The organism is Aeromonas encheleia, assembly GCF_900637545.1.
Lineage (GTDB): Bacteria > Pseudomonadota > Gammaproteobacteria > Enterobacterales > Aeromonadaceae > Aeromonas > Aeromonas encheleia.
The window spans coordinates 3733034-3757451 of record NZ_LR134376.1; the positions used below are offsets into that span (position 1 = coordinate 3733034).

Annotated in this window: 23 protein-coding genes; 7 read left to right on the top strand and 16 right to left on the bottom strand. The window is 61.6% G+C overall.

Annotated features, from left to right (window positions below):
• Nucleotides 1–43 precede the first annotated feature (43 nt).
• Both dgt and arcB read right to left on the bottom strand, forming a co-directional pair.
• Nucleotides 44–1408: a dGTPase gene (gene dgt / locus EL255_RS17180; RefSeq protein ID WP_042654264.1), complete on the bottom strand. Its 1365-nt coding sequence runs from the start codon at nucleotides 1406–1408 to the stop codon at nucleotides 44–46.
• A 37-nt stretch (nucleotides 1409–1445) separates the two neighbouring features.
• The gene (gene arcB / locus EL255_RS17185) at nucleotides 1446–3758 is read right to left on the bottom strand and encodes an aerobic respiration two-component sensor histidine kinase ArcB (RefSeq protein ID WP_042654265.1); all 2313 of its coding nucleotides are present in this window, start codon (nucleotides 3756–3758) and stop codon (nucleotides 1446–1448) included.
• 201 nt (nucleotides 3759–3959) lie between these two features.
• Here arcB and EL255_RS17190 point away from each other — a divergent pair, with 201 nt between their 5' ends.
• Complete coding sequence (locus EL255_RS17190) at nucleotides 3960–4958, top strand: DUF2860 family protein (RefSeq protein ID WP_042654266.1); 999 nt, start codon at nucleotides 3960–3962, stop codon at nucleotides 4956–4958.
• 63 nt (nucleotides 4959–5021) lie between these two features.
• Here EL255_RS17190 and EL255_RS17195 read toward each other — a convergent pair whose 3' ends face one another.
• The 4 genes from EL255_RS17195 to EL255_RS17210 all read right to left on the bottom strand — a co-directional run bounded on the left by EL255_RS17195 (nucleotide 5022) and on the right by EL255_RS17210 (nucleotide 7936).
• Complete coding sequence (locus EL255_RS17195; RefSeq protein ID WP_042654267.1) at nucleotides 5022–5720, bottom strand: DUF3334 family protein; 699 nt, start codon at nucleotides 5718–5720, stop codon at nucleotides 5022–5024.
• A 108-nt stretch (nucleotides 5721–5828) separates the two neighbouring features.
• Nucleotides 5829–6257: an HIT domain-containing protein gene (locus tag EL255_RS17200; protein ID WP_042654268.1), complete on the bottom strand. Its 429-nt coding sequence runs from the start codon at nucleotides 6255–6257 to the stop codon at nucleotides 5829–5831.
• 71 nt (nucleotides 6258–6328) lie between these two features.
• Nucleotides 6329–6952 carry a DUF2057 domain-containing protein gene (locus EL255_RS17205; RefSeq protein ID WP_042654269.1) on the bottom strand — a complete coding sequence of 208 codons (624 nt, stop codon included), beginning with the start codon at nucleotides 6950–6952 and terminating at the stop codon, nucleotides 6329–6331.
• Between the two features lie 84 nt (nucleotides 6953–7036).
• Nucleotides 7037–7936: a LysR family transcriptional regulator gene (locus tag EL255_RS17210; protein WP_042654270.1), complete on the bottom strand. Its 900-nt coding sequence runs from the start codon at nucleotides 7934–7936 to the stop codon at nucleotides 7037–7039.
• A 99-nt stretch (nucleotides 7937–8035) separates the two neighbouring features.
• Here EL255_RS17210 and EL255_RS17215 point away from each other — a divergent pair, with 99 nt between their 5' ends.
• On the top strand, nucleotides 8036–8638 hold the full coding sequence (locus tag EL255_RS17215; RefSeq protein WP_042654271.1) for a short chain dehydrogenase: 603 nt from the start codon (nucleotides 8036–8038) through the stop codon (nucleotides 8636–8638).
• Nucleotides 8639–8777: 139 nt separating this feature from the next.
• On the opposite strand, the gene EL255_RS17220 is transcribed toward EL255_RS17215, so the two are convergent.
• The 3 genes from EL255_RS17220 to dapA form a co-directional block, all read right to left on the bottom strand.
• Entirely contained in the window at nucleotides 8778–9881 is a 1104-nt protein-coding gene (locus tag EL255_RS17220; RefSeq protein WP_042654272.1) for a phosphoribosylaminoimidazolesuccinocarboxamide synthase, read from the bottom strand.
• Between the two features lie 191 nt (nucleotides 9882–10072).
• Nucleotides 10073–11200 carry an NlpB/DapX family lipoprotein gene (gene bamC, locus EL255_RS17225; RefSeq protein ID WP_126623398.1) on the bottom strand — a complete coding sequence of 376 codons (1128 nt, stop codon included), beginning with the start codon at nucleotides 11198–11200 and terminating at the stop codon, nucleotides 10073–10075.
• Nucleotides 11193–12080, bottom strand: coding sequence for a 4-hydroxy-tetrahydrodipicolinate synthase (gene dapA, locus EL255_RS17230; RefSeq protein ID WP_042654274.1), 888 nt, complete (start codon nucleotides 12078–12080; stop codon nucleotides 11193–11195). The genes bamC and dapA overlap by 8 nt, the downstream gene beginning before the upstream one ends.
• Before the next feature lie 201 nt (nucleotides 12081–12281).
• Between dapA and EL255_RS17235 the strand changes: the two genes are divergently transcribed.
• The 3 genes from EL255_RS17235 (at nucleotide 12282) to EL255_RS17245 (ending at nucleotide 14191) form a co-directional block, all read left to right on the top strand.
• The gene (locus EL255_RS17235; RefSeq protein WP_042654275.1) at nucleotides 12282–12815 is read left to right on the top strand and encodes a glycine cleavage system transcriptional repressor; all 534 of its coding nucleotides are present in this window, start codon (nucleotides 12282–12284) and stop codon (nucleotides 12813–12815) included.
• Between the two features lie 16 nt (nucleotides 12816–12831).
• Nucleotides 12832–13311: a thioredoxin-dependent thiol peroxidase gene (gene bcp, locus EL255_RS17240; protein WP_042654276.1), complete on the top strand. Its 480-nt coding sequence runs from the start codon at nucleotides 12832–12834 to the stop codon at nucleotides 13309–13311.
• Nucleotides 13312–13690: 379 nt separating this feature from the next.
• Nucleotides 13691–14191 carry a YfbU family protein gene (locus EL255_RS17245; protein WP_033128739.1) on the top strand — a complete coding sequence of 167 codons (501 nt, stop codon included), beginning with the start codon at nucleotides 13691–13693 and terminating at the stop codon, nucleotides 14189–14191.
• Nucleotides 14192–14243: 52 nt separating this feature from the next.
• On the opposite strand, the gene yfbV is transcribed toward EL255_RS17245, so the two are convergent.
• Complete coding sequence (gene yfbV, locus EL255_RS17250) at nucleotides 14244–14684, bottom strand: terminus macrodomain insulation protein YfbV (protein ID WP_042654277.1); 441 nt, start codon at nucleotides 14682–14684, stop codon at nucleotides 14244–14246.
• Nucleotides 14685–14986: 302 nt separating this feature from the next.
• On the opposite strand from yfbV, the gene EL255_RS17255 reads away from it, so the two are divergent.
• Entirely contained in the window at nucleotides 14987–16189 is a 1203-nt protein-coding gene (locus EL255_RS17255; protein ID WP_042654278.1) for an acetate kinase, read from the top strand.
• A gap of 85 nt (nucleotides 16190–16274) precedes the next feature.
• On the top strand, nucleotides 16275–18425 hold the full coding sequence (pta, locus tag EL255_RS17260) for a phosphate acetyltransferase (RefSeq protein ID WP_197720959.1): 2151 nt from the start codon (nucleotides 16275–16277) through the stop codon (nucleotides 18423–18425).
• 406 nt (nucleotides 18426–18831) lie between these two features.
• Here pta and ilvN read toward each other — a convergent pair whose 3' ends face one another.
• The 6 genes from ilvN to EL255_RS17295 form a co-directional block, all read right to left on the bottom strand.
• Nucleotides 18832–19326: an acetolactate synthase small subunit gene (ilvN, locus tag EL255_RS17265; RefSeq protein WP_005311605.1), complete on the bottom strand. Its 495-nt coding sequence runs from the start codon at nucleotides 19324–19326 to the stop codon at nucleotides 18832–18834.
• Between the two features lie 79 nt (nucleotides 19327–19405).
• The gene (locus tag EL255_RS17275; protein ID WP_042654280.1) at nucleotides 19406–21124 is read right to left on the bottom strand and encodes an acetolactate synthase 3 large subunit; all 1719 of its coding nucleotides are present in this window, start codon (nucleotides 21122–21124) and stop codon (nucleotides 19406–19408) included.
• Between the two features lie 389 nt (nucleotides 21125–21513).
• Nucleotides 21514–21666 carry a hypothetical protein gene (locus tag EL255_RS17280; protein ID WP_126623399.1) on the bottom strand — a complete coding sequence of 51 codons (153 nt, stop codon included), beginning with the start codon at nucleotides 21664–21666 and terminating at the stop codon, nucleotides 21514–21516.
• A 35-nt stretch (nucleotides 21667–21701) separates the two neighbouring features.
• Nucleotides 21702–22811 (bottom strand): MJ1255/VC2487 family glycosyltransferase, encoded by a 1110-nt coding sequence (locus EL255_RS17285; protein WP_042654281.1) that lies wholly within the window; start codon nucleotides 22809–22811, stop codon nucleotides 21702–21704.
• Nucleotides 22808–23311 (bottom strand): phosphatase PAP2 family protein, encoded by a 504-nt coding sequence (locus EL255_RS17290; protein ID WP_042654282.1) that lies wholly within the window; start codon nucleotides 23309–23311, stop codon nucleotides 22808–22810. The genes EL255_RS17285 and EL255_RS17290 overlap by 4 nt, the downstream gene beginning before the upstream one ends.
• 138 nt (nucleotides 23312–23449) lie before the next feature.
• Nucleotides 23450–24073 carry a TetR/AcrR family transcriptional regulator gene (locus tag EL255_RS17295; protein ID WP_042654283.1) on the bottom strand — a complete coding sequence of 208 codons (624 nt, stop codon included), beginning with the start codon at nucleotides 24071–24073 and terminating at the stop codon, nucleotides 23450–23452.
• Nucleotides 24074–24418: the final 345 nt, after the last annotated feature.

Here is a 24418-nt window from a genome sequence, read left to right on the forward strand (position 1 = left end):
CAATATCCATCCCACCCATATGGGTGGGATGGATATGGACCGCTCAGATCCCGGACAGCAGCCGGAACTCCTCCAGCGCATAGGTATCCGTCATGCCGCTGACGTAATCGAGCAGCAGCCGGACGCGGTAGTACCACTCCTGCTCGGCCCCGGATTCAAAGCGGGGATCGGCGGTCGCCACCGCCAGCCGGTATGCCTTGAGGTGGCGGGCCGACAGTCGGTGAAACAGCCGCCGGGCGAAGAAGAGCTCGCTGCCCCCCTTGCCCGCCAGCAAGCGCTCGAATTGCGCGGCCGGCAGCGCCAGCAGGCAGGCGTAAGTCGAGAGCACACCGCGCAGGGCGGCGTAGCCTTCCAACTCCAGCGCCTCCACCTCAGGGCGCATGAACACCTGCTCGCGGGCCACCTGCTTGAGGGTATCGAGCACCCGCGCCGCCGGCGCCTGACCGTGCAGCAAGGCCTGGGGATAGGCGCCGCTCAGGATGACGACATGCTCGCTCACATAGGTATCGGCCGCCAGGGTGACCAGATCCCGGGTGAGCTGCTGGCGAAAATGGGGGAAGAAGCCGCGGCCGGACGCCGCGGCCTGGGTCAGCAGGCCGGCCATGTAATCCCCCCCGTCGGCGCTGCGCAGCGCCTGCTGCAGCTCGCTCAGGCTGAGGATGTGCCGATCGACCGCATCCTCCAGATCGGCGATGCAGTAGGAGATGTCGTCCGCCGCCTCCATGATGTACACCAGCGGATGGCGGCAGCCAGGGGCCAGCCCCAGGTGCTGGCTCAGGGACTGGTAGAGCGGCTGCTCGCTGAAGAAGATGCCGCGCTTGCTGGCCCAGCCGTGGTGCTGGCCAAAGTGCTGACCGGGCTGCGGCTGCTGCGGGTACTTGCACAGGGCCGCTAGCTGGCCCAGGGTCAGGTTCAGTTCGTGCAGGCTGTGCACCAGCCGCAGGCTCTGGGCGTTGCCGTCGAACACCAGCAGATCCTGGCGCAGCTCGGCCCATTGCGGGCTCGGGAGCCGGTCATGGGCACTGGCGAACAGCGCATCCAGCTCCTGTGCCAGCCACTGGCTCATCACCTGCTCGCCGAAGTGACCGAACGGCGGGTTGCCGACATCGTGCAGCAGGCAGGACATCTCCACCAGATTGATGAAGGCCCCCTCACAGACAGTGCCGGCCGGCAGAGCGGCCAAGATGCGACGGCTGATCTGGCGGCCGGTCTCCTGCACCTCCAGCGAATGGGTGAGGCGGCTGCGCACCGAGGCCTTCACATCGAGCGGAAAGACCTGGGTCTTCTGTTGCAGGCGGCGCACCGGCGCGGCCTGCACTATGCGGGCGCGATCCTGTTCGGTCGCCTCCAGCAGGGGCTCCTCACCCCAGGGGTGAACCCGCAGTGACGGGATCAGGCGCTGATACATGGGCTGCGTCTCCTTAGCTGTGATGACAGGGGCCGACTCAGGAGAGCAGCCAGCGACGCAACCGGGCGATGTCACCCGGGTATTCACGGCGCAGCGTCTCGATCCAGTCTTCCACGTTCTCCCACCAGGCGGGGTGCTCCGGGCTCTGGATCAGCTGGGCCGTCTGTTGCAGGCGGCGCAGGCCGATGGAGCCGGCCGCCCCCTTGATCTTGTGCGCCTCCTCCACCACGCCGGCCTGATCCCTGGCGATCATGTTGGTGTCGAGCACCGCCATGTAGTCGGGCAGCATCTTCTCGAACAGGTCGACGCTGGAGAGCAGCACCGGCTTGCCGACCGTGCTGGCGTAATCGGTGAGGAAGGGTAGATCCAGCAGCTCATCCTGATTGCCCGCATCCTCCTGCTCATCGGCCTCGTCGTCGGCCAGATCCGCAAACAGGTGGCCAATCACCTCGCGCACCGCCTTGGATCCCAGAGGCTTGTTGATCACATCCTGCAGACCGCGATCCCGGTAGTACTGGCGATCGCCGGTGCTATTGGCGGTGAGTGCCACCATGGGCGGCAGGCTGTCGCCGTAGCGGGCCAGCAGCTGGGCCGCCACATCGAAGCCGGTCATGTCCGGCAGCTGGATATCGAGCAGGATGAGGTCGAAGTCATCGGGGTTGGCCATGGCCAGCGCCTGGGTCCCATCCCGCGCCACCTTGACCTGATGCCCCAGCTTGTTCAGTAGGGCGCAGGCCACGGTCACGTTCAGCTCCACATCCTCCACCAGCAGGATGTCGAGGGCCGGCAGCTCCTGCTCCGGCTCGGCGGCCAGGGATTCGACGCAGTCCACCTCGAGCTCGGCGGTGAAGCAGGAGCCCTCGCCGGGATCGCTGTCCACATAGAGCTCGCCGCCCATGGCCTGCACCAGCTGACGGGAGACCGCCAGACCGATGCCGGTGCCGGTGGCGTGCTTCTTGCCCTGCACCTGGTAGTACATGGCGAAGATCTTCTCCTGCTGGGCGCGCGGAATGCCGACCCCGGTGTCTTCCACCTCGAAGTGCAGCGCCAGCTTGCCCGGCACATCGGACGCGTGGGAGAGGCAACGCACCGTCACCCCGCCCTCGTCGGTAAACTTGACCGCATTGCCCACCAGGTTCCACAACACCTGGCGCAGGCGGGTGCCGTCGGCCATCACGAACTGCGGCATGTCCCCATCCCGGTCGAAGTGCAGGTAGAGCCCCTTCTGCTCCGCCTGGATGCGCGACAGCGTCTCCAGCTCGTCGAGGAAGGCGGGCAGGTCGATGCGGGTGGGAGCTATCTCCAGCCGGCGGCGATCGAGTTTGTCGAGATCGATGATGTCGTTGAAGATGTTGCCGAGCGTCACCGCACTCAGGTGAATGGTCTTGAGCTGCTGGTGCTGCTTGGCATCGAGCGGCGTATCCATCAGCATCCGGCTGAGCCCCACTATGCCGTTGAGGGGGGTGCGCAGCTCGTGGCTGATGGTGGAGATGAAGGTGGTCTTGTCGCGGCTCGCCTTCTCCAGCTTGTCCTGGTATTGCTTGCGCTCTGTGATGTCTCGGCCAAAGCCGAGCAGGCCGAGCCGCTTGCCGAAGCGGTCGAAGAAGGGCACCTTGCGCAGCTCGAAGTAGGCCTTGCGGCCATCCGGATACTCCAGCCACTGCTCGTAGGTGAGCGGCTCGTTGCTGGTGAAGACCTGCTTGTCGGTCTCCACCACCTTGCTGGCGATGTCCTGCTTGTAGACGTCGAACGGGGTCAGCCCGATGAGTTCGGCCTCGACCTTGCCGGTCAGCTCCTCCATGGCGCGGTTGCAGCCGGAGAACTGCTGCTCCTCGTTGCGGTAATAGACCAGATCGGGGGAGCAGTCGATGAAGGAGCGCAGCAGGGCGGTGCGCTCACCCAGGTGCAGCTGGGCCTTCTCGCGCTGGAACACCTCGTTCTCCAGATCCTCGATCGCCTGCTGACGCAGGGTCTCGGCCCTGTTGGTCTCGGCTATCTGGGCGTTGAGGCGACTGATGTTCTCCTGCAGCTGGCTGTTGAGCTCGAGATCCCGCTCGCGCATGTCCTGCAGCTTGCGCACCATGCGGGTCAGCCGCTGACGGGAGTCCTCCAGCTGATCCACCACGATGGAGAGGAAATAGACGGCCCAGGGGGTCACCAGCAGGCCGAAGAACACCGAGCGCACCAGGTCAACGATATCCACTGTGCCACGCAGAAACTGGGTCACGCCCATCTGGATCGTCACGGCCAGCACTATGATGCCCGCCGCCAGCAACATGCTGAAACGGACCAGCCCCAGCTTGGTCATCAGGTCGACGTAGTACTGCGCCCAGGATTTGATTTGCTTCATCTCGTTATTTTCTCCCCGCTATTGCGCAAACAGAATACCAGCACGGCGCACCGAACACTTGCCCGTCACCGCATAAATTATTGATTAACGTCACACTCCTGCTGGGGTAGCATGCCCACCTTGGCCAGTCAGCCCCAGTTCAGCAAAGGACGCTGACCCGGCCATGCGGTTCCCTCATTCGTCATTTCAGGAGTCCTACCGATGCGCAATCTCACCCTGCTGAGTCTCAGCCTGCTGGTCGCCAATGCCGCCCACGCCGATCTCGGTGCCATTCCCACGCAATCTGGCTGGTCCGGTTTCTTGTTGGGAGGGGTCAGTGCCATCAGCCGTGAATCCAATTTCTATGCCGGCGGGGACAGCAATGGCCACATCGACGGCCTCGGCTCCCCCAACCGCGAGAGCGAGCTGGCACCGCTCATCAACGCCGACATCCGCTACACCTTCGCCGATACCCGCACCCAGGTGTTCCTCGGCAACCTCATCCAGGATGCGCTGCGCTTCGACTTTACCCAGCAGCTCGGGATCCGTCAGGAGATGGGCGACAAGGGGATAGTGGCGGGCTCTGTGGTGTTCAACGCCATGCCGGTCGAGCTGTGGAACGATCCCTTCGCCGTCGGGGTGGATCGCAGCGCCACCGATGCCAAGTCGAAGGGCGTGCGGTTCGCCTGGGACAAGATCTGGGGCAGCAACTTCAATGGCAGCCTCACCACCCGGGAAATGGAGCTGGATGAGGAGCACAGCGGCCAGCAGTACGATCAGCGCAACGGCACCCACTATGCCCCCATGCTGGATCGCAACGGCAAGATCCATGACATGGAGCTCTCCTACCAGTGGCACTTCGGGGGTGGCCAGCTGCTGGAGCCCGCCATTCTCTACAAGCAGGCCGATCTCGATGGCAGTGCCGAGAGCTTCAAGAACCTGGGGATGCAGCTGACCTATGCCAAGCGCGGCCCCCAGTGGTCCGTCGTCGGCAACGCCTATGCCGGCAAGCGCGAGTATGACGAGGCGAATCCCCTGTTCGGCCAGCGCGCCGATGCCAAGGAGTTTGTGCTGGCCGGCACCTTCTTCTGGCACAACCTGATGGGGGTCAGGGATCTCTCCGCCACCGTCACGGCGGCCTACAACCAGGCCGATTCAGACATCGCCTTCTACGATACCCAGACCAGCATCCTCAGCGCCGGTCTGCTCTACAACTTCTAAGTCGAGTCGACCCGAATACAAGGAGGCCACCCCAGGGGTGGCCTCCTTGTATCTGCTTGGTCGTCAGAGACCGAGGGAGTTGAGCAGGTCGTCGTGATCGTTGGCGATAGGCGCCGCCACCGGGGCCGGCTTGGCCGCCGCCAGCTTGGTCTGGGCGATCAGGGCATCGGGGTCAATCTCCTCCTGATCCCTGCCCTCGTTGTGCAGCCGGATGAACTCGGTGCCGTCCATCGCCAGCTCCAGGTAGAAGATGTTGTTGCTGGCGGTGAAGAAGGTAACCCTGCGGGTCTCGGGATTGTCGAGGTTGGTATCCACGCTCAGCATCACCTGCTTGTTCAGGGCCAGCATCTTGGGCTGGTTCTGGGTGATGTGAGTCTGCAATTCGCGGCCCACCTTGCCGGTGAAGCTGCCGAGGATCTGGTTCATCAGCTCGCCCATGACGTTGCTCACCTCGTCCGAGGTGTGGGAGATGGCGAGATCCTCCTTGGAGAGCCCCATGCTGAGCATGTAGCTCTGGTAGAGCTCCATGGCCGCGGCGGCGGAGAAGTTGATCACCACCAGGCCGGAGAAACCGCCATCAAACAGCACGAAACAGCCGATATCCGGCTTGAGGCAAGTCTTGCTGATCCGCTGCACCATGCCGGAGAAGCGCACCTGGGTCTGGGTCGCCGCGCTCAATACGCCCGTGACCGAGTTGCACAGGCTCAGCAGCACATCCTCGGTGGTCAATACGGCGTCATCATCGGATCTTGTTAGTATCATGGAACCTTCCTGCTGATCGAAAATGGGCTAGTCGTTGTCGTCAGGCTAACAGATAGCCTGACCCCGGCCTGGAAACAGCGAGCCAGCTCTCACTTGATGCCATTGTCACTATTGAAGAGGGGTAAATCCGCTCAGGGTCGCCAGCCGGGCTCGCCAGTTATCGGCCGCAATCCGTAAATCTTGCGCCTCATATGCGACGGCAGGGTGCGCACCCCAGATGGGGCCGGGCCAGGCGGGGTCCGTACTGAAGCGAGCCACATGGTGCAGGTGCAGCTGGGGCACCATATTGCCAAGCGCCGCCACGTTGATCTTGTCCGGGTTCAGCGCCTGCTCCATCAGGGCGGCGACGGCGCAGGACTCCTGCATCAGCTGTTGCTGCTGCTCAGGGGCGAGGTGGTGGATCTCCCGCAACTGGGCGATGCGGGGCACCAGGATGAGCCAGGGGTACTGGCTGTCTCTGGCGAGAAGGACGCGGCAGAGCGGCAGATCCCCGAGCGACTGGGTATCCACCTGCAGGCGGGGATGCAATTCAAACATGAGAACCTCGTTGGTCAAGATGGGCAGGTCGCCAGGCGACTGTGCCCACGTTACTGCAACGAGGGGCAAACTTAAAGCTGGGGCACGGCCCAGCCGATGAAGCGCTTGCGCAGCGCCGGATCGGCCTGCAGGAAGAGTCGCTGCAACTGCCCCTCCAGCTCGCTGGCGGCCACCGGTACCGAGGTTCCCGCCGCCACCGTCGCTACCGTCGTCGCGCCGACAGTGTTCAGCGCCGCCTTGCCCCCGCCGCGGTTGTACTCCTCCAGCCTGGCGCGCCAATCCATGCCGATCTGCATGCCGTTGACCACCAGCTCATCCTGCTGCATGGCCAGTGGCTGGCCTCCCGCCTGCAGGCTCACCAGCGGCGCCTTGGCGTAGCGCTCCATCCCGCTCTCATCGCCGGGAACGGCCGCCTGCAAGCGTACCGACTGCCGGCTGGCGTCATAGCGGATCACCTGGGGCTCGGAGCGGATCTGGCGATCGTTGTCGCTGCTGTTGCGACTCGGGATCACCCCCTCATAGCGCACCAGCAACTGCTGTTGCCCGTCGGCCAGCACGGCATGCTGCTCGTCCTGCACCTTGCCGGCGCTCACCGCCAGGATCTGGAAATTCTCCGGTACCCTGACCTCGACCTCGGCCTGCGCCGCCCCGGCACACAACAGCATGACGCCGACCCAACCCTGATGACCCTTCATCCTCTGCCTCTCTCCATCGCTGTGATGAGCGCAGGGTAGCAGCCGGATATGACAGAAAAATAACGCTGGCTCAGCCGGTTGCACTCAGATCAGGTAGTGCGGCCGCTCGGCAAACCACTCGGCCAGCACCTGCTTGAACAGGCGGATCTTGCGCGGTACCCGCCGCTGCTGGGCATGCAGCACATGGAGCGGGTGCAGGCCGGTCTGCCACTCCCCCAGCACCGCCACCAGCTCCCCCCTGGCCAGGCTGGCCTCCACCAGCATCAGCGGGCACTTGGCATAGCCCATGCCGGCGCGGGCCAGCTGCAGCAGCGTGCTGTAGTGGTTGGCCCGCACCCGTCCCTGCACCGGGATCAGGGCCTCCTCCCCCTCCTTGCGAAAATGCCACTGCTCCCAGGCGGGGTTGCTTCCCTGCAGCAGACAGGTACGGCCGCTCAGCTCATAGGGGGTGGCCGGGATCCCCTCCCGCGCGAGCAGGGCCGGGCTGGCCACCACCACGTCTCTCAGCCGGCCGAGCGGCAGGGCCACCAGGTTGTCCGGCACATGGCTCATGGCACGCAGGGCGATGTCGTGCTCCCCCTGGCTCATGTCGACCATGGCGTTGGTGAAGTTGAGCTCGACCTGCACCCCGGGGCAGCGCTCGGCGAAGCGCGCCAGCAGCTCGCTCACCATGCGATCGCCGGTGCTGACCGGACAGGTGAAACGCAGGCGGCCGCCGTCTTCCTCGGTCAGGGCCTGGATGTCCTGCTCCGCCTGCTGGGCCAGCGCGAAGATCTGCCCCGCCTGCAGATAGAGGGTCTTGCCCGCCTCGGTCAGGCTGAGCCGGCGGGTGGTGCGCTGCAACAGCTGGGCGTTGAGGGAGGCCTCCAGCGCGCTGACGTGGCGGCTCAGCATCCCCTTGCTCACCCCCAACAGGTCGGCCGCGGCGGAGAAGCTGCCGCGTTTGACCACCTCATAGAAGCTGGCCAGGTGGGCGATATCCATCCATTCACTCCAATATGGAAACAATACGTTCATATTAAGCGCTTTTTCTTCTCTTTAGTCCTACTAGAATCCTGAATATCCCAATCAGGAGTGACCAAGATGAAAATCGTAATTGTGGGTGCCTCCGGCACCATCGGATCCGCCGTCAGTGAACTGCTCGCCAGGGACCATGAGGTCATCCGGGTCGGCCACCGCCAGGGGGATGCCAGGGTAGACATGACGGACAGCGCCTCCATCGCCGCCCTGTTCGCGGGGATAGGCCGGTTCGATGCCCTGCTGGTGGCCAGCGGCAGCGTCGCCTTCAACGCCTTCCCCGAGCTGACGGACGAGCAATGGCAAACGGGGCTGGAGAGCAAGCTGATGGGCCAGATCAGGCTGACCCGCGCCGCCATCCCGCACCTCAACGACCGGGGATCCATCACCCTGATCGGCGGCATCCTGAGCGAGGAGCCCATCAACTGGGGGGTCAGCGCCAGCACCATCAACGGCGCCATCGAACACTTCGTGCGGGCCGCGGCCTGCGAGCTGCCGCGGGGGCTGCGCATCAACGCGATAAGCCCGACCGTACTGGTCGAATCCATGGACAAGTATGCCGACTTCTTCCCGGGCTTCGAGCCGGTGCCCGCCGCCCGGGTGGCCCAGGCCTACAAGAAGTCGGTGCTGGGGGTGCAGAGCGGCCAGGTATTCAGAGTCAACGGCTGAGGCCGCCCTCTCTCACTGCCAACCGCCAATAAAAACGGGCCCGCGATGGGCCCGTCTGTTTATCCGGCGCTGTGCCCGGCTATGCCTTCTCGCCATCGGCAAACGTTTGTTTGTCGGCGACAAAAAAAGAGGGCAAGCCTCAGTCGATCAGACCGTACTGCTCGCGCAACACCTCGATGATCTCCTGCTTGGGATTGGCACTGCGCACCAGCGGCTGACCGATGATCTTCTCGGCGATCCCCACGTAGGTGTTGGAGATGTCCATCATCACCGCCGTCGGCAGCTTGTTGTCGCGCGCCAGGGCGAAGCGTTCCGGCATGCGGTGCTTGTTGAGCAGGATGTCCGGATCCGGGAAGTGGTTCAGCAGCCACTGGCGGAAGCCCTCTTTCGACTTCTCGACGATCTGGCCTTCGCGCAGGGCGGCGCCGTCCCAGATGCGGGAGCTGTCGGGGGTACCCACTTCATCCATGTAGATCAGCTTCTCGTTGCCGGCGGCGTCCTTGACGTAGCCAAACTCGAACTTGGTGTCGACGAAGATCTGATCGAGCGCGGTCAGCGCGTCGCTGATCACGTTGAAGCCTTCCTTGAGCAGCACTTCGTAGCGGTCGATGTCGGCCGGCTTGCTGAAGTTGAAGCCCTGGCAGTGGCGCTCGATGTCGGCGCGGGAGACGTTGACGTCATCGGCTTCCGGTACGCCATCCAGCCCCTTGAGCACACCCTTGGTGGACGGGGTGATGAGGATCTCCGGCAGCTTCTGATCCTTCTTCAGCCCTTCCGGCAGGCGGATGCCGCAGAACTCGCGCTCGCCATCCTTGTAGGCACGCCACATGGAGCCGGTGATGTACTGGCGGGCGATGGCTTCGATCATCACGGGACGGGCTTTCTGCACTATCCAGACGAAGGGGTGCGGGATATCCAGGATGTGGCTGTCGGCCAATCCCTTCTCCTTGAACAGCTTGAACCAATGGCTGGAGATGGCGTTGAGCGCCGCGCCCTTGCCCGGCACGCCGTTCAACCCGTCCACGCCCTGCCAGATGCAGTCGAAGGCCGAGATGCGGTCACTGATCACCATGATGGCGAGCGGCGCATCGGCCGGCACATCATAGCCTTTCTCTCTTATGAGCCGGGCACTGTCTGCCGGGGTCAACCAGTAGACGCTGCGCACTTTGCCGGAATGGACAGGTTTATCGGTACGGATCGGCAAATCGTCATTCACCGCCAATACTTGATCTGCAAGACTCATGGCTTTTAACACTTCCTGTTGTGGGACTGATAAAACAGGAGCTCCAGGCCCCTGTTTGTGGGGGTAAACATAACGAAGCGAGAGCACTACCCCCTTTATAAACTGGGGGATTCACTTAACAAACAAGAGTACTAGGCTCTCTGTTTGTAAGGAAATTCACATAACAAAACAGGGGCACCAGGCCCCTGTTTCTATTCTGCTTTTGCCGCAGCCTGATCGGCTTGGCCCTTGGCGAATGCCTCGGACAGGCTGATGTACATCTGGGAGATGACCCCGGATGCGACCGGCTTCTTGTCCTTGTCAAACAGGGTGATGGAGGTCTTTCCTCCGGCCATCTCGCCGAGCTGGAAGCGATACTTGTCTTCCTCCAGCTTGAACGGCTCGGCCCCCTTGGCCTGCCAGAACTCGGCACCCGGATCGTCATACTCGACGTCGATCCAGCCCAGGGACTGCTGGGTATCCTTGATGACGAAGCCGTAATTTGGCAGCACCTGATTGAGACGGCGCCACACCTGTTCGAAGGAACCATCGGCAATCCAGGCGCTCAGCTCGTTGTTGTCGAGGCCAAGCTCCATGCCCATGCCATCGTTGGACTTGTGCTGCTCGCGGGCCTTGAGCTGCTTGTCGTAGTAGAGGGAGAACTGGTTCAGGGCGCGGGTCGCGTAGCGCTGGGCATCGGCCGCGGTCAGCGCTGTGGTGGTCTCGCCGTCGTAGGTCTCTTCGTGCTCCAGCACCCGTACCGACATGTTGACGGCGTGGCGCTGGACATCGTTGTGCAGGGTGAACTGATAACGCTGACGAATGCGGAAGTCTTCGTCTTCCTCACCCCAGCCATCGAGCGCACCGGTGTTGTCGAACCAGCCGGTCTGCAACACGCCGCCCTGCTGATCCAGCTTCTCGGTGGTCACCTTGTGCTGGGCCAGGAAGTTCATCAGGAAGGACCAGGTGTCACGCTCCACGCTCTGGCTGGTGCTCAGGGCATAGAAGGCCAGGGTAGGCTCGCTGGCATTGGGTACGACCTGGCTGCCGGGGACCACGGTCAGCAGCTGGGCAGGAGGACGCACATCGACCTTGGCGCCGATGGCACCCTCGCGGCTGCTCTCGGGCAGGGCCGGAATGTCGAAATTGCTGTTAAAAGCGGGGGCACTCAACCCGGCGGGCACGAGGAAGGCACGACCTTCGAGGCGGTTCTCTTCGTACTCGAAGCCACGGTTGGCCATCTTGCGATCCTGGGGTGAGCTACAGGCTGCCAACACGGCAACGGTCGCAACACTCAGCACCAGGCGCACTGCATTTCCCTTTCCATTTGCTTTAAACACTCGCCATCAACTCCGCAGTCGTCAGTGCTCGGGTCATCGCTCGCTCGCCCTCGGGGGTGAGGTCGGTGAGCGGCAGACGCAAGGTCGCCGTCGCCATCAATCCCAGTCGGGCACAGGCCCACTTCACCGGGATGGGACTCGGTTCGCAGAACAGAGTCCGATGCAACGGCATCAATCGATTGTTGATATCATGAGCCAGACCGGCATTACCGGCCAGCGCAGCACGACACATGTCGGCCATCTGGGCCGCCGCAATATTGGTGGTGACTGAGATGACTCCGTCCCCCCCTTGCAGCATAAAATCACATCCACTGGCATCATCGCCACTATAAAGCGCAAAATCCGCTCCGCACAGCTCCCGCAGCAGCGGTGTCCGGTCGAGATCACCGGTGGCCTCTTTCAGGCCTATGATGCCGGGCACCCTGGCCAGCCTGGCCACGGTCTCCGGTTTGAGATCGCAGCAGGTGCGACCGGGCACATTATAGAGAATTTGAGGCAGACCACTAGCCTCGGCGATCGCACAATAGTGACGATAGAGGCCTTCCTGGGTGGGTTTGTTGTAATAAGGGGTCACCGAGAGGCCTGCCACCACGCCGGTTTGGGCGAAACGGCGGGAGAGTGCGATGGCATGGGCGGTGCTGTTGGAGCCACAACCGGCGATGACCGGGATACGCCCGGCGGCAAACTCGACGGTTTTTTCCACAACGCTGATGTGTTCCTGCTCGCTCAGGGTCACCGACTCCCCGGTGGTCCCCACAGCGACAATGGCACTGGTGCCGGCGTCGACATGATGATCGACCAGGGCGGCCAGACTGGCCCAATCGACTTCACCCGAGGCCAGCATGGGGGTAACGAGCGCAACAATACTACCGCGTAACATGGATTTTTCTCCCGATTTTCAGGGGCGTTATGGTAAAGCTGCCCCCTTTGAAAAACAAGGGAGGCGAGGGACAAGCCGTGTTACCATCCGCCACAAAACGCAGCAATGCAGGCGTGCAGGACATGGCCCCAAGCTTGGCCTCCATGCCCAGGAACAGAGCGCGCTGCAAACGCCTTCGCAATAATGGACGAGAGACGATTTATGACTCACTACCTGGTCGTAACGGCCATCGGCACGGATAGGCCTGGCATCGTCAATGAGGTTACCCGTCACGTCAGTGGCTGCGGTTGCAACATTGTCGACAGCCGTCTTGGCATCTTTGGTAACGAATTCACCTTCATCATGCTGTTGTCCGGTGACTGGAACAGCCTGATGCAACTCGAGATAAGTCTGCCCCTGCGCAGCCAGGAGTGGGATCTCATCACCATGATGAAGCGCACCGAGCGCCACCACTCCCTGCAGTACGACATCAGCGCCAGTGCCGAGGTCCTGATCCGGGATCAGCCCGGCATCGTCAGCCAGTGCACCCAGTTCTTCAGCGATCATGGTTGGGACATCCAGGCCATGCAGACCATTACCCTCGAGCAACAGCCGTTCAACCTGCTCAAGGCGAGCTTTCAGTTGAACCTGGCCAAGCAGGGAGAGTCTGGTGAATCCAAGGCGGCCTTCGCCGAATTCTGTCGTGAACTGGGCGCCGAATCGTTCGAGTTCCTCATCAATCACAAATACGCCTGACGGCTCAGGAGACCCCATGCAACCACTACAAGCTGGCACCCAGGCCCCCGACTTTTCTCTCTCCGATCAGGATGGCAATCAGGTTAGTTTGTCCTCCCTGCGCGGCAAGAAGGTGCTCATCTATTTCTACCCCAAGGCAATGACCCCAGGCTGCACCACCCAGGCCTGCGGCCTGCGTGACGTCAACGCCGAGCTGGCCGCTCTCAATGTGGTGGTACTCGGCATCAGCCCGGATCCGGCCAAGCGCCTGAAGAAATTCGAAGAGCGCGACAACCTGAACTTCCGCCTGCTGGCCGATGAAGATCATGCCGTGGCCGACGCCTTTGGCGTCTGGGGCCCGAAGAAGTTCATGGGCAAGGAGTACGACGGCATCCACCGGCTGAGCTTCCTCATCGACGAGGAGGGCAAGGTGGCCCACCGTTTCGACAAGTTCAAGACCAGCGATCACCATCAGGTGGTGCTCTCCCTTATCCAGGGCCAGTCAGCGGGCGCTTGAATCACCTCGCACCTGATAGAGAGAGGGCCTGCAGTTGCAGGCCCTCTTTGCTGATGCGCTTCGTCTTCAGAAACTATGGGGCACGCGGCTGCCTGCCCACTCCCACCTGCGAGCCCTGGGTCGCGGCGAGATCCTTATGATGGCTTGCACCTGATGGGTGCCTTGGTGGTAGATCATCTGGCATGGCCAAATGACGCTTACATTTTTGCCTCTCCACCACACAATACAAGTCGGCCAGGACACATTTAATTAACCAGGTCGCCAGCGGTTTGGATTTCCCCTCTCCCGTTTTTCTCGCCAACCTCCCCTACCAGATCAAAAAATTCATCTTAGATATGGGTTAACGTGGCTGCAGATTCATTTTCCAGTGAGACAGCCCATGAACATGAGCCACACCGAACGCCTGATCCTGAGCAATCAGTACGAGATCCTGGCCAAACTTAATCCGGAAAAAGCGCCGTTCTACCAGCGCGCCAGCACCATAGTCGAGCGCGGCTACTGCCTGCAGATCCTCGAGCTGGAGAAGAGCTTCGGTCACCTGGATCTCGCCACCTGCCAGGAGGTGCTGGACACCCTGGAGCTGCACCATGCGCTGGCCATCTCCTGGGGCAACCTGGACGCCGCCAGCCAGGCCGAGGTGAATGCCAGCCGACTGAGCTTTAACGGCTACAGCCGCAGCCAGGAGCGGGAACTGGCGGATTATGTCTGCTTCCTGCTGGAAGTGGACAAGCGCTTCCCCGAGCTGCCGTGCCCCTGCGACGAGCTCTCCAGCGACATCGCCATGCGCGACAAGTACCAGCGCATGCTGGCGGCCTGGCGTCAGTGCCCCCGTCAGTACAAGCTCTCCATCCAGGAGATCAGCAAGGTGCTGGCGGCCTGAACAGGCTAATGAAAAAGGCGCCCTTGGGCGCCTTTTTGGCCGTGCTATCGGCTCATTCGTAGAGGAAGGATTTATCCAGCTGCTTGAAGGCGGCATTGAGGGTATCGGCCAGCTCCTCATAACGGGGCCGCGCCACCAGCTGGCGGTGACCGCCCTGCTCGTTCATCTTGCCGTTGATCTCCCGGTACCAGCTGGCAAGGGAGGGAGGGAGCCGGGTGTCGGCGCGCTGGCCAAGCCAGTAGTAACCCTGCAGCGGCAGGCTGAGCAGAAACAGCACAGAGGCCATGACCGAAGGCCAATAATGCAGCTCGCCAAACTGGAACTGCAACATGACGCTGAACACGGCGAGCGCAGGGATGGTCTTGAGGGCAAACTCGGTGGCCTTGATCACCCGATTCTCGGGGAACAGGGAATTAAGCTCGGGACGGCGCGGCCAAAGAGTCATATAATGACGGCCTTGCTGTAACTTAGTTCCAAAAATGTTCATGCTCATGCTACCTCCGAGCTCTTTTTGAACGTATTAACGGCAAAACCTCGACAATATTTGAGGCTCAATAACAAAGGTTGAGGATGACTTTGTTATTTTTCAACAATCAGGTTATCCTTTGTACGCCTAATTTTTATGCCAACGGCCCGCCGTTGGCCTGTCAGGGACGTCTGGATTTCGGGTCTTGTATCACTATACAAGGGGCAAGCAACAGATTGCCAACCCTCATAAGGATAAGTTGATTGTTTTTGGACGCACCGCGTCCGGCGCATCCGCCAACCCAACCCAATCTGCGATAGGATTTATTCATGAGTAAGCTGGTTCTTGTTCTTAACTGTGGCAGCTCGTCCCTGAAGTTTGCTGTCATTGACGCAACCACCGGTGATGATCTGCTGTCCGGCCTGGCCGAGTGTTTCAACCTCGACGACGCCCGCATCAAGTGGAAACTGAATGGTGAGAAGGGTAGCGCCGATCTGGGTGCCGGTGCCGCTCACCAGGAAGCGCTGGACTTCATCGTCCACAAGATCCTGCCGCTCAACCCGGAGCTGTCCAAGAACCTGATCGCCGTCGGCCACCGTGTGGTTCACGGTGGTGAGCAATTCACTTCCTCCGTGCGGATCTGCAAAGACGTGATCGCCGGTATCGAAGCCGCCATTCCTTACGCTCCGCTGCACAACCCGGCGCACCTGATCGGTATCCGTGCCGCGCTGAAGGTGTTCCCTGAGTTGGCCGAGAAGAACGTCGCCGTGTTCGACACCGCGTTCCACCAGACCATGCCGGAAGAAGCCTTCCTGTACGCCCTGCCGTACAAGCTCTACAAAGAGAACGGCATCCGTCGCTACGGCGCCCACGGCACCAGCCACTACTACATCAGCCTGGAAGCCGCCAAGCAGCTGAACAAGCCGGTGTCCGAGCTGAACATCATCAACTGCCACCTGGGCAACGGCGGCTCCGTCTGCGCCATCAAGAATGGCCAGTCCGTCGATACCTCCATGGGTCTGACTCCGCTGGAAGGCCTGGTGATGGGTACCCGTTCCGGTGATCTGGATCCGGCCATCATCTTCTTCCTGCACGACAAGCTGGGCATGAGCGTGGCCGAGATCAACACCATGCTGACCAAAGAGTCCGGCCTGCAGGGTCTGACCGAAGTCACCTCCGACTGCCGTTTCGTTGAAGACAACTACGACAGCAAGGAAGAAGCCAAGCGCGCCATGGACGTGTACTGCTACCGCCTGGCCAAGTACATCGGCGCTTACGCCGCCGCCATGGACGGTCGTCTGGATGCCGTGGTCTTCACCGGTGGCATCGGCGAGAACTCCGCCCCGATCCGTGAAATCACCCTGAACAAGCTGGGCCTGCTGGGCTTTGACGTCGACCACGACGCCAACCTGGCCGCTCGCTTCGGCAAGGGTGGCGAGATCACCAAGGCTGGTTCCACCAAGGCCCTGGTTATCCCGACCAACGAAGAGTGGGTCATCGCCCACGACGCGCTGGAACTGGTCGGCGCATAATTTAGCTGTAGAGCAAGGCCGCCCCCGGGCGGCCTTTTCCTGATCCCAAAAAATGAACAAGGGGTAATAAGTGGCACGCACTATTATGCTCATCCCGGTCGGCACTGGTGTCGGCGTAACTTCCGTGAGTCTTGGCGTCGTTCGCGCCATGGAACGTCACGGTGTCAATGTCAGCTTCTTCAAACCGGTGGCTCAGCCGCGTCCGGGTGAAACCGGTACCGAGCGCTCCACCGCCGTGATCCGCGCCGCCGCCAACATCAATCCGCCCGAGCCGTTCGCCCTCTCCTACGCCGAGAACATGATCACCTCCAGCAACACCGATATCCTGCTGGAAGAGATCGTGGCTCGCTTCGAAGAGCACGTGAAGAGCAGCGGCGCCGAAGTGGTGGTGATCGAAGGTCTGGTCCCGACCGACAAGCAGCCGTTTGCCAACAAGCTGAACTACGACGTGGCCAAGGCGCTGGACGCCGACATGGTGTTCGTGACCCATCCGGGCAACGACTCCAGCCAGAAGCTCAAAGAGCGCATCGAGCTGGCCTGCTCCAACTTTGGTGGCGTCAGCAACCCGCGTATCGTGGGCTGCGTGATCAACAAGGTCGGCGCACCGGTTGACGAGCATGGCGTGACCCGCCCCGATCTGACCGAGATGTTCGAGGCCCATCACCACACCTCCGACTCCGCTCATAACCTGGAAGTGCTGCAGGTCTTCGGCAAGAGCCCGCTGCGCATCCTCGGTTGCATCCCCTGGAACACCCAGCTGATCGCCCCGCGCGCCAAGGATCTCGCCAAGCACCTGGCCGCCAAGATCCTGCACAAGGGTGAGCTGGACAGCCGTCGCCTGCAGACCGTGACCTTCTGCGCCCGCTCCATCCACAACATGATCGAGCACTTCCGTCCGGGCAGCCTGCTGGTGACCTCAGGCGATCGCTCCGACGTCATCGTCTCCGCCTGCCTGTCCGCCATGAACGGCGTCAAGCTGGGCGCCCTGCTGCTGACCGGTAACTATCATCCGGAGCCGCAAGTCATCGCCCTGTGCCAACAGGCCATGGCCACCGGCCTGCCGATCATGATCACCGGCACCAATACCTGGCAGACCGCCGTCAGCCTGCAGAACTTCAACGTCGACATCCCGGAAGATGACCGCGAGCGGATCGAACTGGTGCAGGACTATGTGGCTGGCCACATCGACAAGCACTGGATCGAGTCGCTCTCTGCCAAGTCCACCCGTTCCCGTCGTCTGAGCCCGCCGGCCTTCCGTTATCAGCTGACCGAGCTGGCCCGTCAGGCCAACAAGCGCGTCGTGCTGCCGGAAGGGGAAGAGCCGCGCACCATCAAGGCTGCCGCCATCTGTGCCGAGCGTGGCATTGCCCGTCCGGTGCTGCTGGGCAACCCGGAAGAGATCCGTCGCGTCGCCGAACAGCAGGGTGTGGTACTGACCGATCGCGTCGAGATCATCGACCCGCTGGAAGTGCGCGAGCGCTACGTGCCGCGTCTGGTCGAGCTGCGCAAGAACAAGGGCATGACCGAAGTGGTTGCCCGCGAACAGCTGGAAGACAACGTGGTGCTGGGCACCATGATGCTCGAGCGTGGCGAAGTGGACGGTCTGGTCTCCGGCGCCGTGCACACCACCGCCAACACCATCCGTCCGCCGATGCAGATCATCAAGACAGCCCCGGGTTCGTCGCTCATCTCCTCCATCTTCTTCATGCTGCTGCCTGATCAGGTGCTGGTATACGGTGACTGCGCCATCAACCCGGATCCGAGCGCCGAACAGCTGGCCGAGATCGCCATCCAGTCCGCCGACTCCGCTGCCGCCTTCGGCATCGAGCCGCGCGTCGCCATGATCTCCTACTCCACCGGTACCTCTGGCGCCGGCGCGGACGTAGAGAAAGTGCGTGAAGCGACCGAGCTGGCCAAGGCCAAGCGCCCGGATCTCATCATCGACGGCCCGCTGCAGTATGACGCGGCCATCATGGAGAACGTGGCCAAGTCCAAGGCACCGAACTCACCGGTTGCCGGTAAAGCGACTGTGTTCGTGTTCCCGGACCTGAACACCGGCAACACCACCTACAAGGCGGTACAGCGCTCCGCCGAGCTGGTCTCCATCGGCCCCATGCTGCAAGGCATGCGCAAGCCGGTCAACGACCTGTCCCGTGGCGCCCTGGTGGACGATATCGTCTACACCATCGCCCTGACCGGTATCCAGGCCGCCCAGGCCGAGGCAGCCGAAGCATAAGTTCGCTCTTTACTGACACTGCTAAAAAACCCGCCGAGAGGCGGGTTTTTTTATGGCTGGCGGGCGAGCTGTTGATCCGCAAGATCAAATCAGGATCCTGACCGGATCCCGAATCCTGGCACCAGCGCCTGCCTGGCAAGGGCGGGAGGATAAGCAACCACTCACTGCCGCCACAGGGGATTGGACACTTGCGATCCAGTCGGGATCAAATAGAAATACCCCTTTAAGATCAGCAAACTAACGCCAGACACACCGCTAATCTACAGAGTTTTCCACAGCTTTTGTGGATAGTTTCCCGATCATTTGAAAGAAAATGACAGACTCGCTCTGCCCCCTCCCCCCCATGACGCCCATGACAAAGGGGCTCCGAAGAGCCCCTTTGGGATGATGCAGCCAACCAGCGGTATCAGGGTCGCAGTGCCTTGTCGGCGCGGGAGATGCCGCAGACCCCTGAGCGCACCACCTCGATGATCTCGTTGGTCTGGGCCGCCGTCTTGATGAAGGCATCCAGCTTCTCACTCGTCCCGACGAGCTGCACCGTGTACTGCTCCGGGGTCACGTCGACGATCTGGCCACGGAAGATGTCCGCCAGCCGCTTCAGCTCGTCGCGGGCGCCACCGGCGGCGCGCGCCTTGACCAGGGCGATCTCCCGCTCGATGTGTTCACCCTCGCTGAGATCGCACACCTTGAGCACGTCCACCAGCTTGTGCAGTTGCTTCTGGATCTGCTCCAGCACCCGCTCGTCGCCCATGGTGACGATTGTCATGCGCGACAGGGTCGGATCCTCGGTGGGGGCCACCGTCAGGGTCTCGATGTTGTAGCCGCGTTGGGAGAAGAGGCCCACCACACGACTCAGGGCGCCGGATTCGTTCTCCAGCAATACCGAAATAATGTGTCGCATCAGATTTCCCCCGCCTTGCTCAGCCACATCTCATCGACGGCGTGATCCACCAGTACGACCGAAATAATATGTTCCATCGTCAGGTTCTCTCCGTCTTGCTCAGCCACATCTCGTCCATGGCACCAAACTTGATCTGCATCGGATAGACGTGCTCATCCGGGTCGACCGAGATATCCATGAACACCAGCCGATCCTTCAGGGCAAAGGCCCTCTCCATGGCGCTCTCGAGCTCCGCCGGATCGCTCACGGCGATGCCGACGTGGCCATAGGCTTCCGCCAGCTTGACGAAGTCCGGCAGTGACTCCATGTAGGAGTGGCTGTGGCGGCCGCCGTAGAACATCTTCTGCCACTGCTTGACCATGCCGAGGGCGCGGTTGTTGATGGAGATGATCTTGATGGGCACCCCGTATTGCAGACAGGTGGAGAGCTCCTGGATGTTCATCTGTACCGAGCCGTCACCGGTCACACAGCACACCACCGCATCCGGATTGGCGAACTGGGCGCCCATGGCGGCGGGAATGCCGAAGCCCATGGTGCCGAGGCCACCGGAGTTGATCCACTGGCGCGGCTTGGCGAAGGGGTAGTAGAGCGCGGCGAACATCTGGTGCTGACCCACGTCGGAGGCGACGAACGCCTCGCCCTTGGTCACCTTGTAGAGCGCCTCTATCACCTGCTGTGGCTTGATCAGGTTGGGATGGGTCTCGTAGGCCAGGCAGTTGCGGGAGCGCCACTGCGCTATCTGTTCCCACCACTCCGTCAGCGCCTGCTTGTCATTGTCGAAGCCGCACTCACGGATCACTTCCAGCATCTGCTCCAGCACGGTTTCCACCGAGCCGACGATGGGCACGTGGGCCTGCACCGTTTTGGAGATGGAGGTGGGATCTATGTCGATGTGGACTATGGTGGCATTGGGACAGAACTTGGCCACGTTGTTGGTGACGCGGTCGTCGAAACGAGCACCCACAGCGAAGATCAGGTCCGCGTTGTGCATGGTCTTGTTCGCTTCGAAGGTGCCGTGCATGCCGAGCATGCCGATGAACTGCGGATGGATGCCGGAGAAGGCCCCCAACCCCATCAGCGTGGTGGTCACCGGCAGGTTCAGCAGCTCGGCCAGCTTGGTCACCAGATGATCCGCATTGGCGTTGATGGCGCCACCGCCCACGTACATGACCGGGCGCTGGGCCTCGGTCAGCAACTTGGCGGCCCGCTTGATCTGGCCCTTGTGTCCGGCCTTGGTCGGATTGTAGGAGCGCAGCGAGACGGACTCGGGATACTGATAGGGGAACTTCTCTTTCGGGTTCTGCACGTCTTTGGGCAGATCCACCACCACAGGCCCCGGGCGGCCACTGGCGGCAATGTAGTAGGCCTTCTTGATGGCATCGGGGATGTCGCTGGCCTTCTTGCACAGGAAGCTGTGCTTCACCACAGGACGGGAGATGCCGATCATGTCGGTCTCCTGGAAGGCATCTTCCCCGATCATGCTGGTCGGCACCTGGCCGGACAGGATCACCAGGGGGATCGAGTCCATGTAAGCGGTGGCGATGCCGGTGATGCAGTTGGTGGCGCCGGGACCCGAGGTCACCAGCACAGTGCCCACCTTGCCGGTGGAGCGGGCGTAGCCGTCCGCCATGTGCACCGCGGCCTGCTCGTGCCGCACCAGGATGTGTTCCATCTTGCCGTTTTCGAAGAGAGCGTCATAGATGTCGAGCACTGAGCCACCAGGGTAGCCAAAGACGTGCTCCACTCCCTGATCTTCCAGCGCTCTAACTACCATCTGGGCGCCTGATAACATCTCCATGATAAAGCCCTCCAGGCTTTGCTCCGTTAAGCAAAAACTATCGACAGTCCGCTGCTTCCCGGCAGCGCCGATCCGTCTCTTGTTGTTGTCTGCATCCAGACCAGGCGAGTTCGGAGCCGTCGATAGTAGAAAAATAGGTTTTTTCCATCATTCACCCCAAAATCGGGTGAAAAACCAACTTAACCCGCCTGTGAACGCTTGTCCACGGCTTTGTCTGACCAGAACAGTCATAAATTTCAAACAGCTATTAACATTCAGTGACTTGGTCATCTGACCGAAAAGAAAGCGGGGGGGGATGGGAGGGAAACCAGCGGATCATGCTGCAAATTCAGGCCTAGACGGAAATAAATGGCCCACCCGCCGGGGTGGGCCCTCAATCAGCCTGGGACTCAATGGTCCTGTTCGGGCTCCACCAGCCAGATCTGCTGATCCGGATCCGTCTCCTCGCAGACCGAGATGCTGACCCCCATGTCCAGTAGTTCATGGAGTGTCAGATTGTCCGCCAGGGTCATGGTATCGCCGTTTTCATTGGTAAAGCGCATATTGTCCGTCCTCTCCTTGATGGGATCATTTCAGTCTAGTCAAAGGCGCTGAGTTGCGATAACCAGGGGCGCGTCAATGCCATGCGCCCCTCCAGCTCGCTGAGACGATCGCACACCTCCTCCGGGAAGAGGGTCCTGGCCCACAGGCGGCGGGACAACTGCTCGATCCCCTCCACCGCGCCGCCGGCCAGCCAGGCGGCCAGCTCGGCCGCCACGTCTGGATAGCGGATGGCCCCCGGCGCCGGCGCCTCCAGCCAGGCTCTGACCCCGTTGGCGTCCAGGGTCTCCATCAGCTGGGCCAGCCCCATCAGCTCCAGGGTCTTGCCATTGGTCAGTTGCTCGAACTGGCCACCGAGCGGCTTGACCAGCAGCTTCTTGCCGAGAGAGAGCGCCTCCGAGGCCAGCTCGAAACCGGCATTGGTGATGACCCCGCGGCAACCGGCCAAGATTTGCTTGAAGCCTTCTCGCGCCAGGGGCTCGAAGTGGATGTTGTGCCACTGGCTAGGGGTGCGGATGGCGGGGTGGAAGCAGACGAAGTGCTGCTGGTTGAAGCGCGACAGCAGGGCCGCAATCTGCTCGGTCTGTTCGAATGGCAGGTAGACCAGGATCTGCTGATTGTCCGGGGCCAGCGCTATGGGATCGATGATGGGGGGCAACAGCGGCTGACCGAAGTGAAACCAGTGCAGCCCCAACGACTGCCGGACCGGGGCGAAGCGGCGCATCAGCTGGCGGCTGAAGCCGCTCTCCCCCCAACGCGGAATGGACCAGTCGAAGCTGGCCTGATGGCTGATGGTCAGGCTCGGCTTTTGCCAGCGACGGGCGGCATGGGCGCTGAGTGGCTCGAAATCGCTGATCACCAGATCGTAATCGCGGCAGTCGAGGGCCCGCATGTCCTGCCAGAAACGCCAGGGGGAGAGCCCCTTGAGGGTACGCCAGCCCGAGATGCTCCCCTCGTGGCTGACGAAGCTGATGCCGGCAAAGGTGCGATAATGCCCAAACTCGCCCATCTCGAAGTAACCATCGGCCGGCCGGCCGCTGAACAGGTAATCGACCTCTATCCCCCTGGCTTTCAGCGCCTTGGCCAGGGTGCGGCTGCGACTGATGTGACCATTGCCGGTACCCTGCACGCCAAACAGTATCTTCATCCCTGACTCCCGCTCAATGCCCACAAGGCGCAGCCACCGCCGAGCAGGGCCCCGGCCACCAGATCGCTCAGATAGTGCACCCCGAGCAGCAGCCGCGACGCCCCCACCAACATGGCCCAGAGGAACAGCAGCGGGGCCCAGAGCGGGAAGCTGGCGGCCAGCACCGTTGCCATCAGGAAGGCGGCGGCGGTATGGCCGGACGGCAGGCTGTAGCGATCTGAGGGGGTGATGAAGACCGGCAACCCCACCGGCCGCTGGCGTTTCAGGGCATTCTTGAGCAGCAGATAGAGCGGTAGTTCGAGGGCGAAGGCCAGCACGGCGATCTGCACCGTCTCGCGCTGCGCTCCCCCCTGCCACCAGAGCAAGGCGGCCAGCACGGCATAGAGCGGGCCATCGCCGGTGTGGGAGATGGCCCGGCTGATCCTGGCCTGCGGGCGGTTGTAAGGATGGAGCAGGCAGAGACGGCACACCCGCAGGTCCCATTGCTGGATCTTGTTCATAGCCCCTCCTTCCCTGACGTCTCGATGCAGACTAGGGCGGTGGGGTGACACTTAGTTGAAGAACAGATAACAGATTTGTGAAAAGCGCGATGAAAAAAGGGCCAAGCGGCCCTTTTCTGGAGTGATCCGAGTGGAGACTCAGTTCACGGAGGCACGCAGCCCGCTTTCCATCAGTCGGCAGTTGTGATCCGCCAGCCGGCTCATGAAGCTCTCGTCCACGGTCAGGCCGAACACCTGCTCATAGAGATCCTTCATCACGAACGGCTGCCACATCATGCTGAGGAAGGAGATCTTCAGCATCTCGGGATCCAGGTTGTCACCGAGCTGACCGCTGGATCTCATGGATTCCAGCAGGGCATCGAACTGGGGCAGCTGACGCTCCAGCAGACGGTTCAGCACAAAATCCCGGCCCGGGCTCTTCTCAGTCGATAACGCACTGGAGATGGCGGAGGTCAACTCGCTGTTGGGGGCCATCACCTGATAGTAGGTATTGAGCAGATCGTTGAGGCTGCGATTGCTGCTCTCGTCATGCCAGGCCTGATCCAGCGGCTCGGCCACATCCCCCAGCACGGCCTTGTAGAGACCCTCTTTGCTGCCGAAGTAGTAGTGGATCATCGCCAGATTGGAGCCGGCCAGCTCGGCGATCTCGCGGGTCGTCACCTTGCTGTAGGGCGTATTGAGAAAACGCTCGCGCGCGGCGGCAAGCAGCTTGTCACGGATGTCGGAGCGTCCGACCGGACGACCTGGTCTGCGTTTTTCCATGGGATACCTCAGATAATTCAGCAATAGCTGATAAGTCGATCTGAATCGTGCGGGTGATCGAGTACAGCAGGAATAACCAGATGATCAGGCATGAACCGAATATGGGACAAGGAAATTTGCATTCCTTTACAATCCGATTAAATAACACAGCGGATTGAACCTGTCGGTTCGTGTTGACACAGCATAAAAATCTCGATATTGGTAGAAGCGTTATCGACTGGAAGGATTGAGTCATCATGCCTATTGCCGCCCCGCTACTACTGCTTTCCCTAATCGCGACTCGTCGCGCGGGATCTTTGTAGCCGGGCTATGGCATAGCCGGAATTTACAAAAACCCGTGCACCC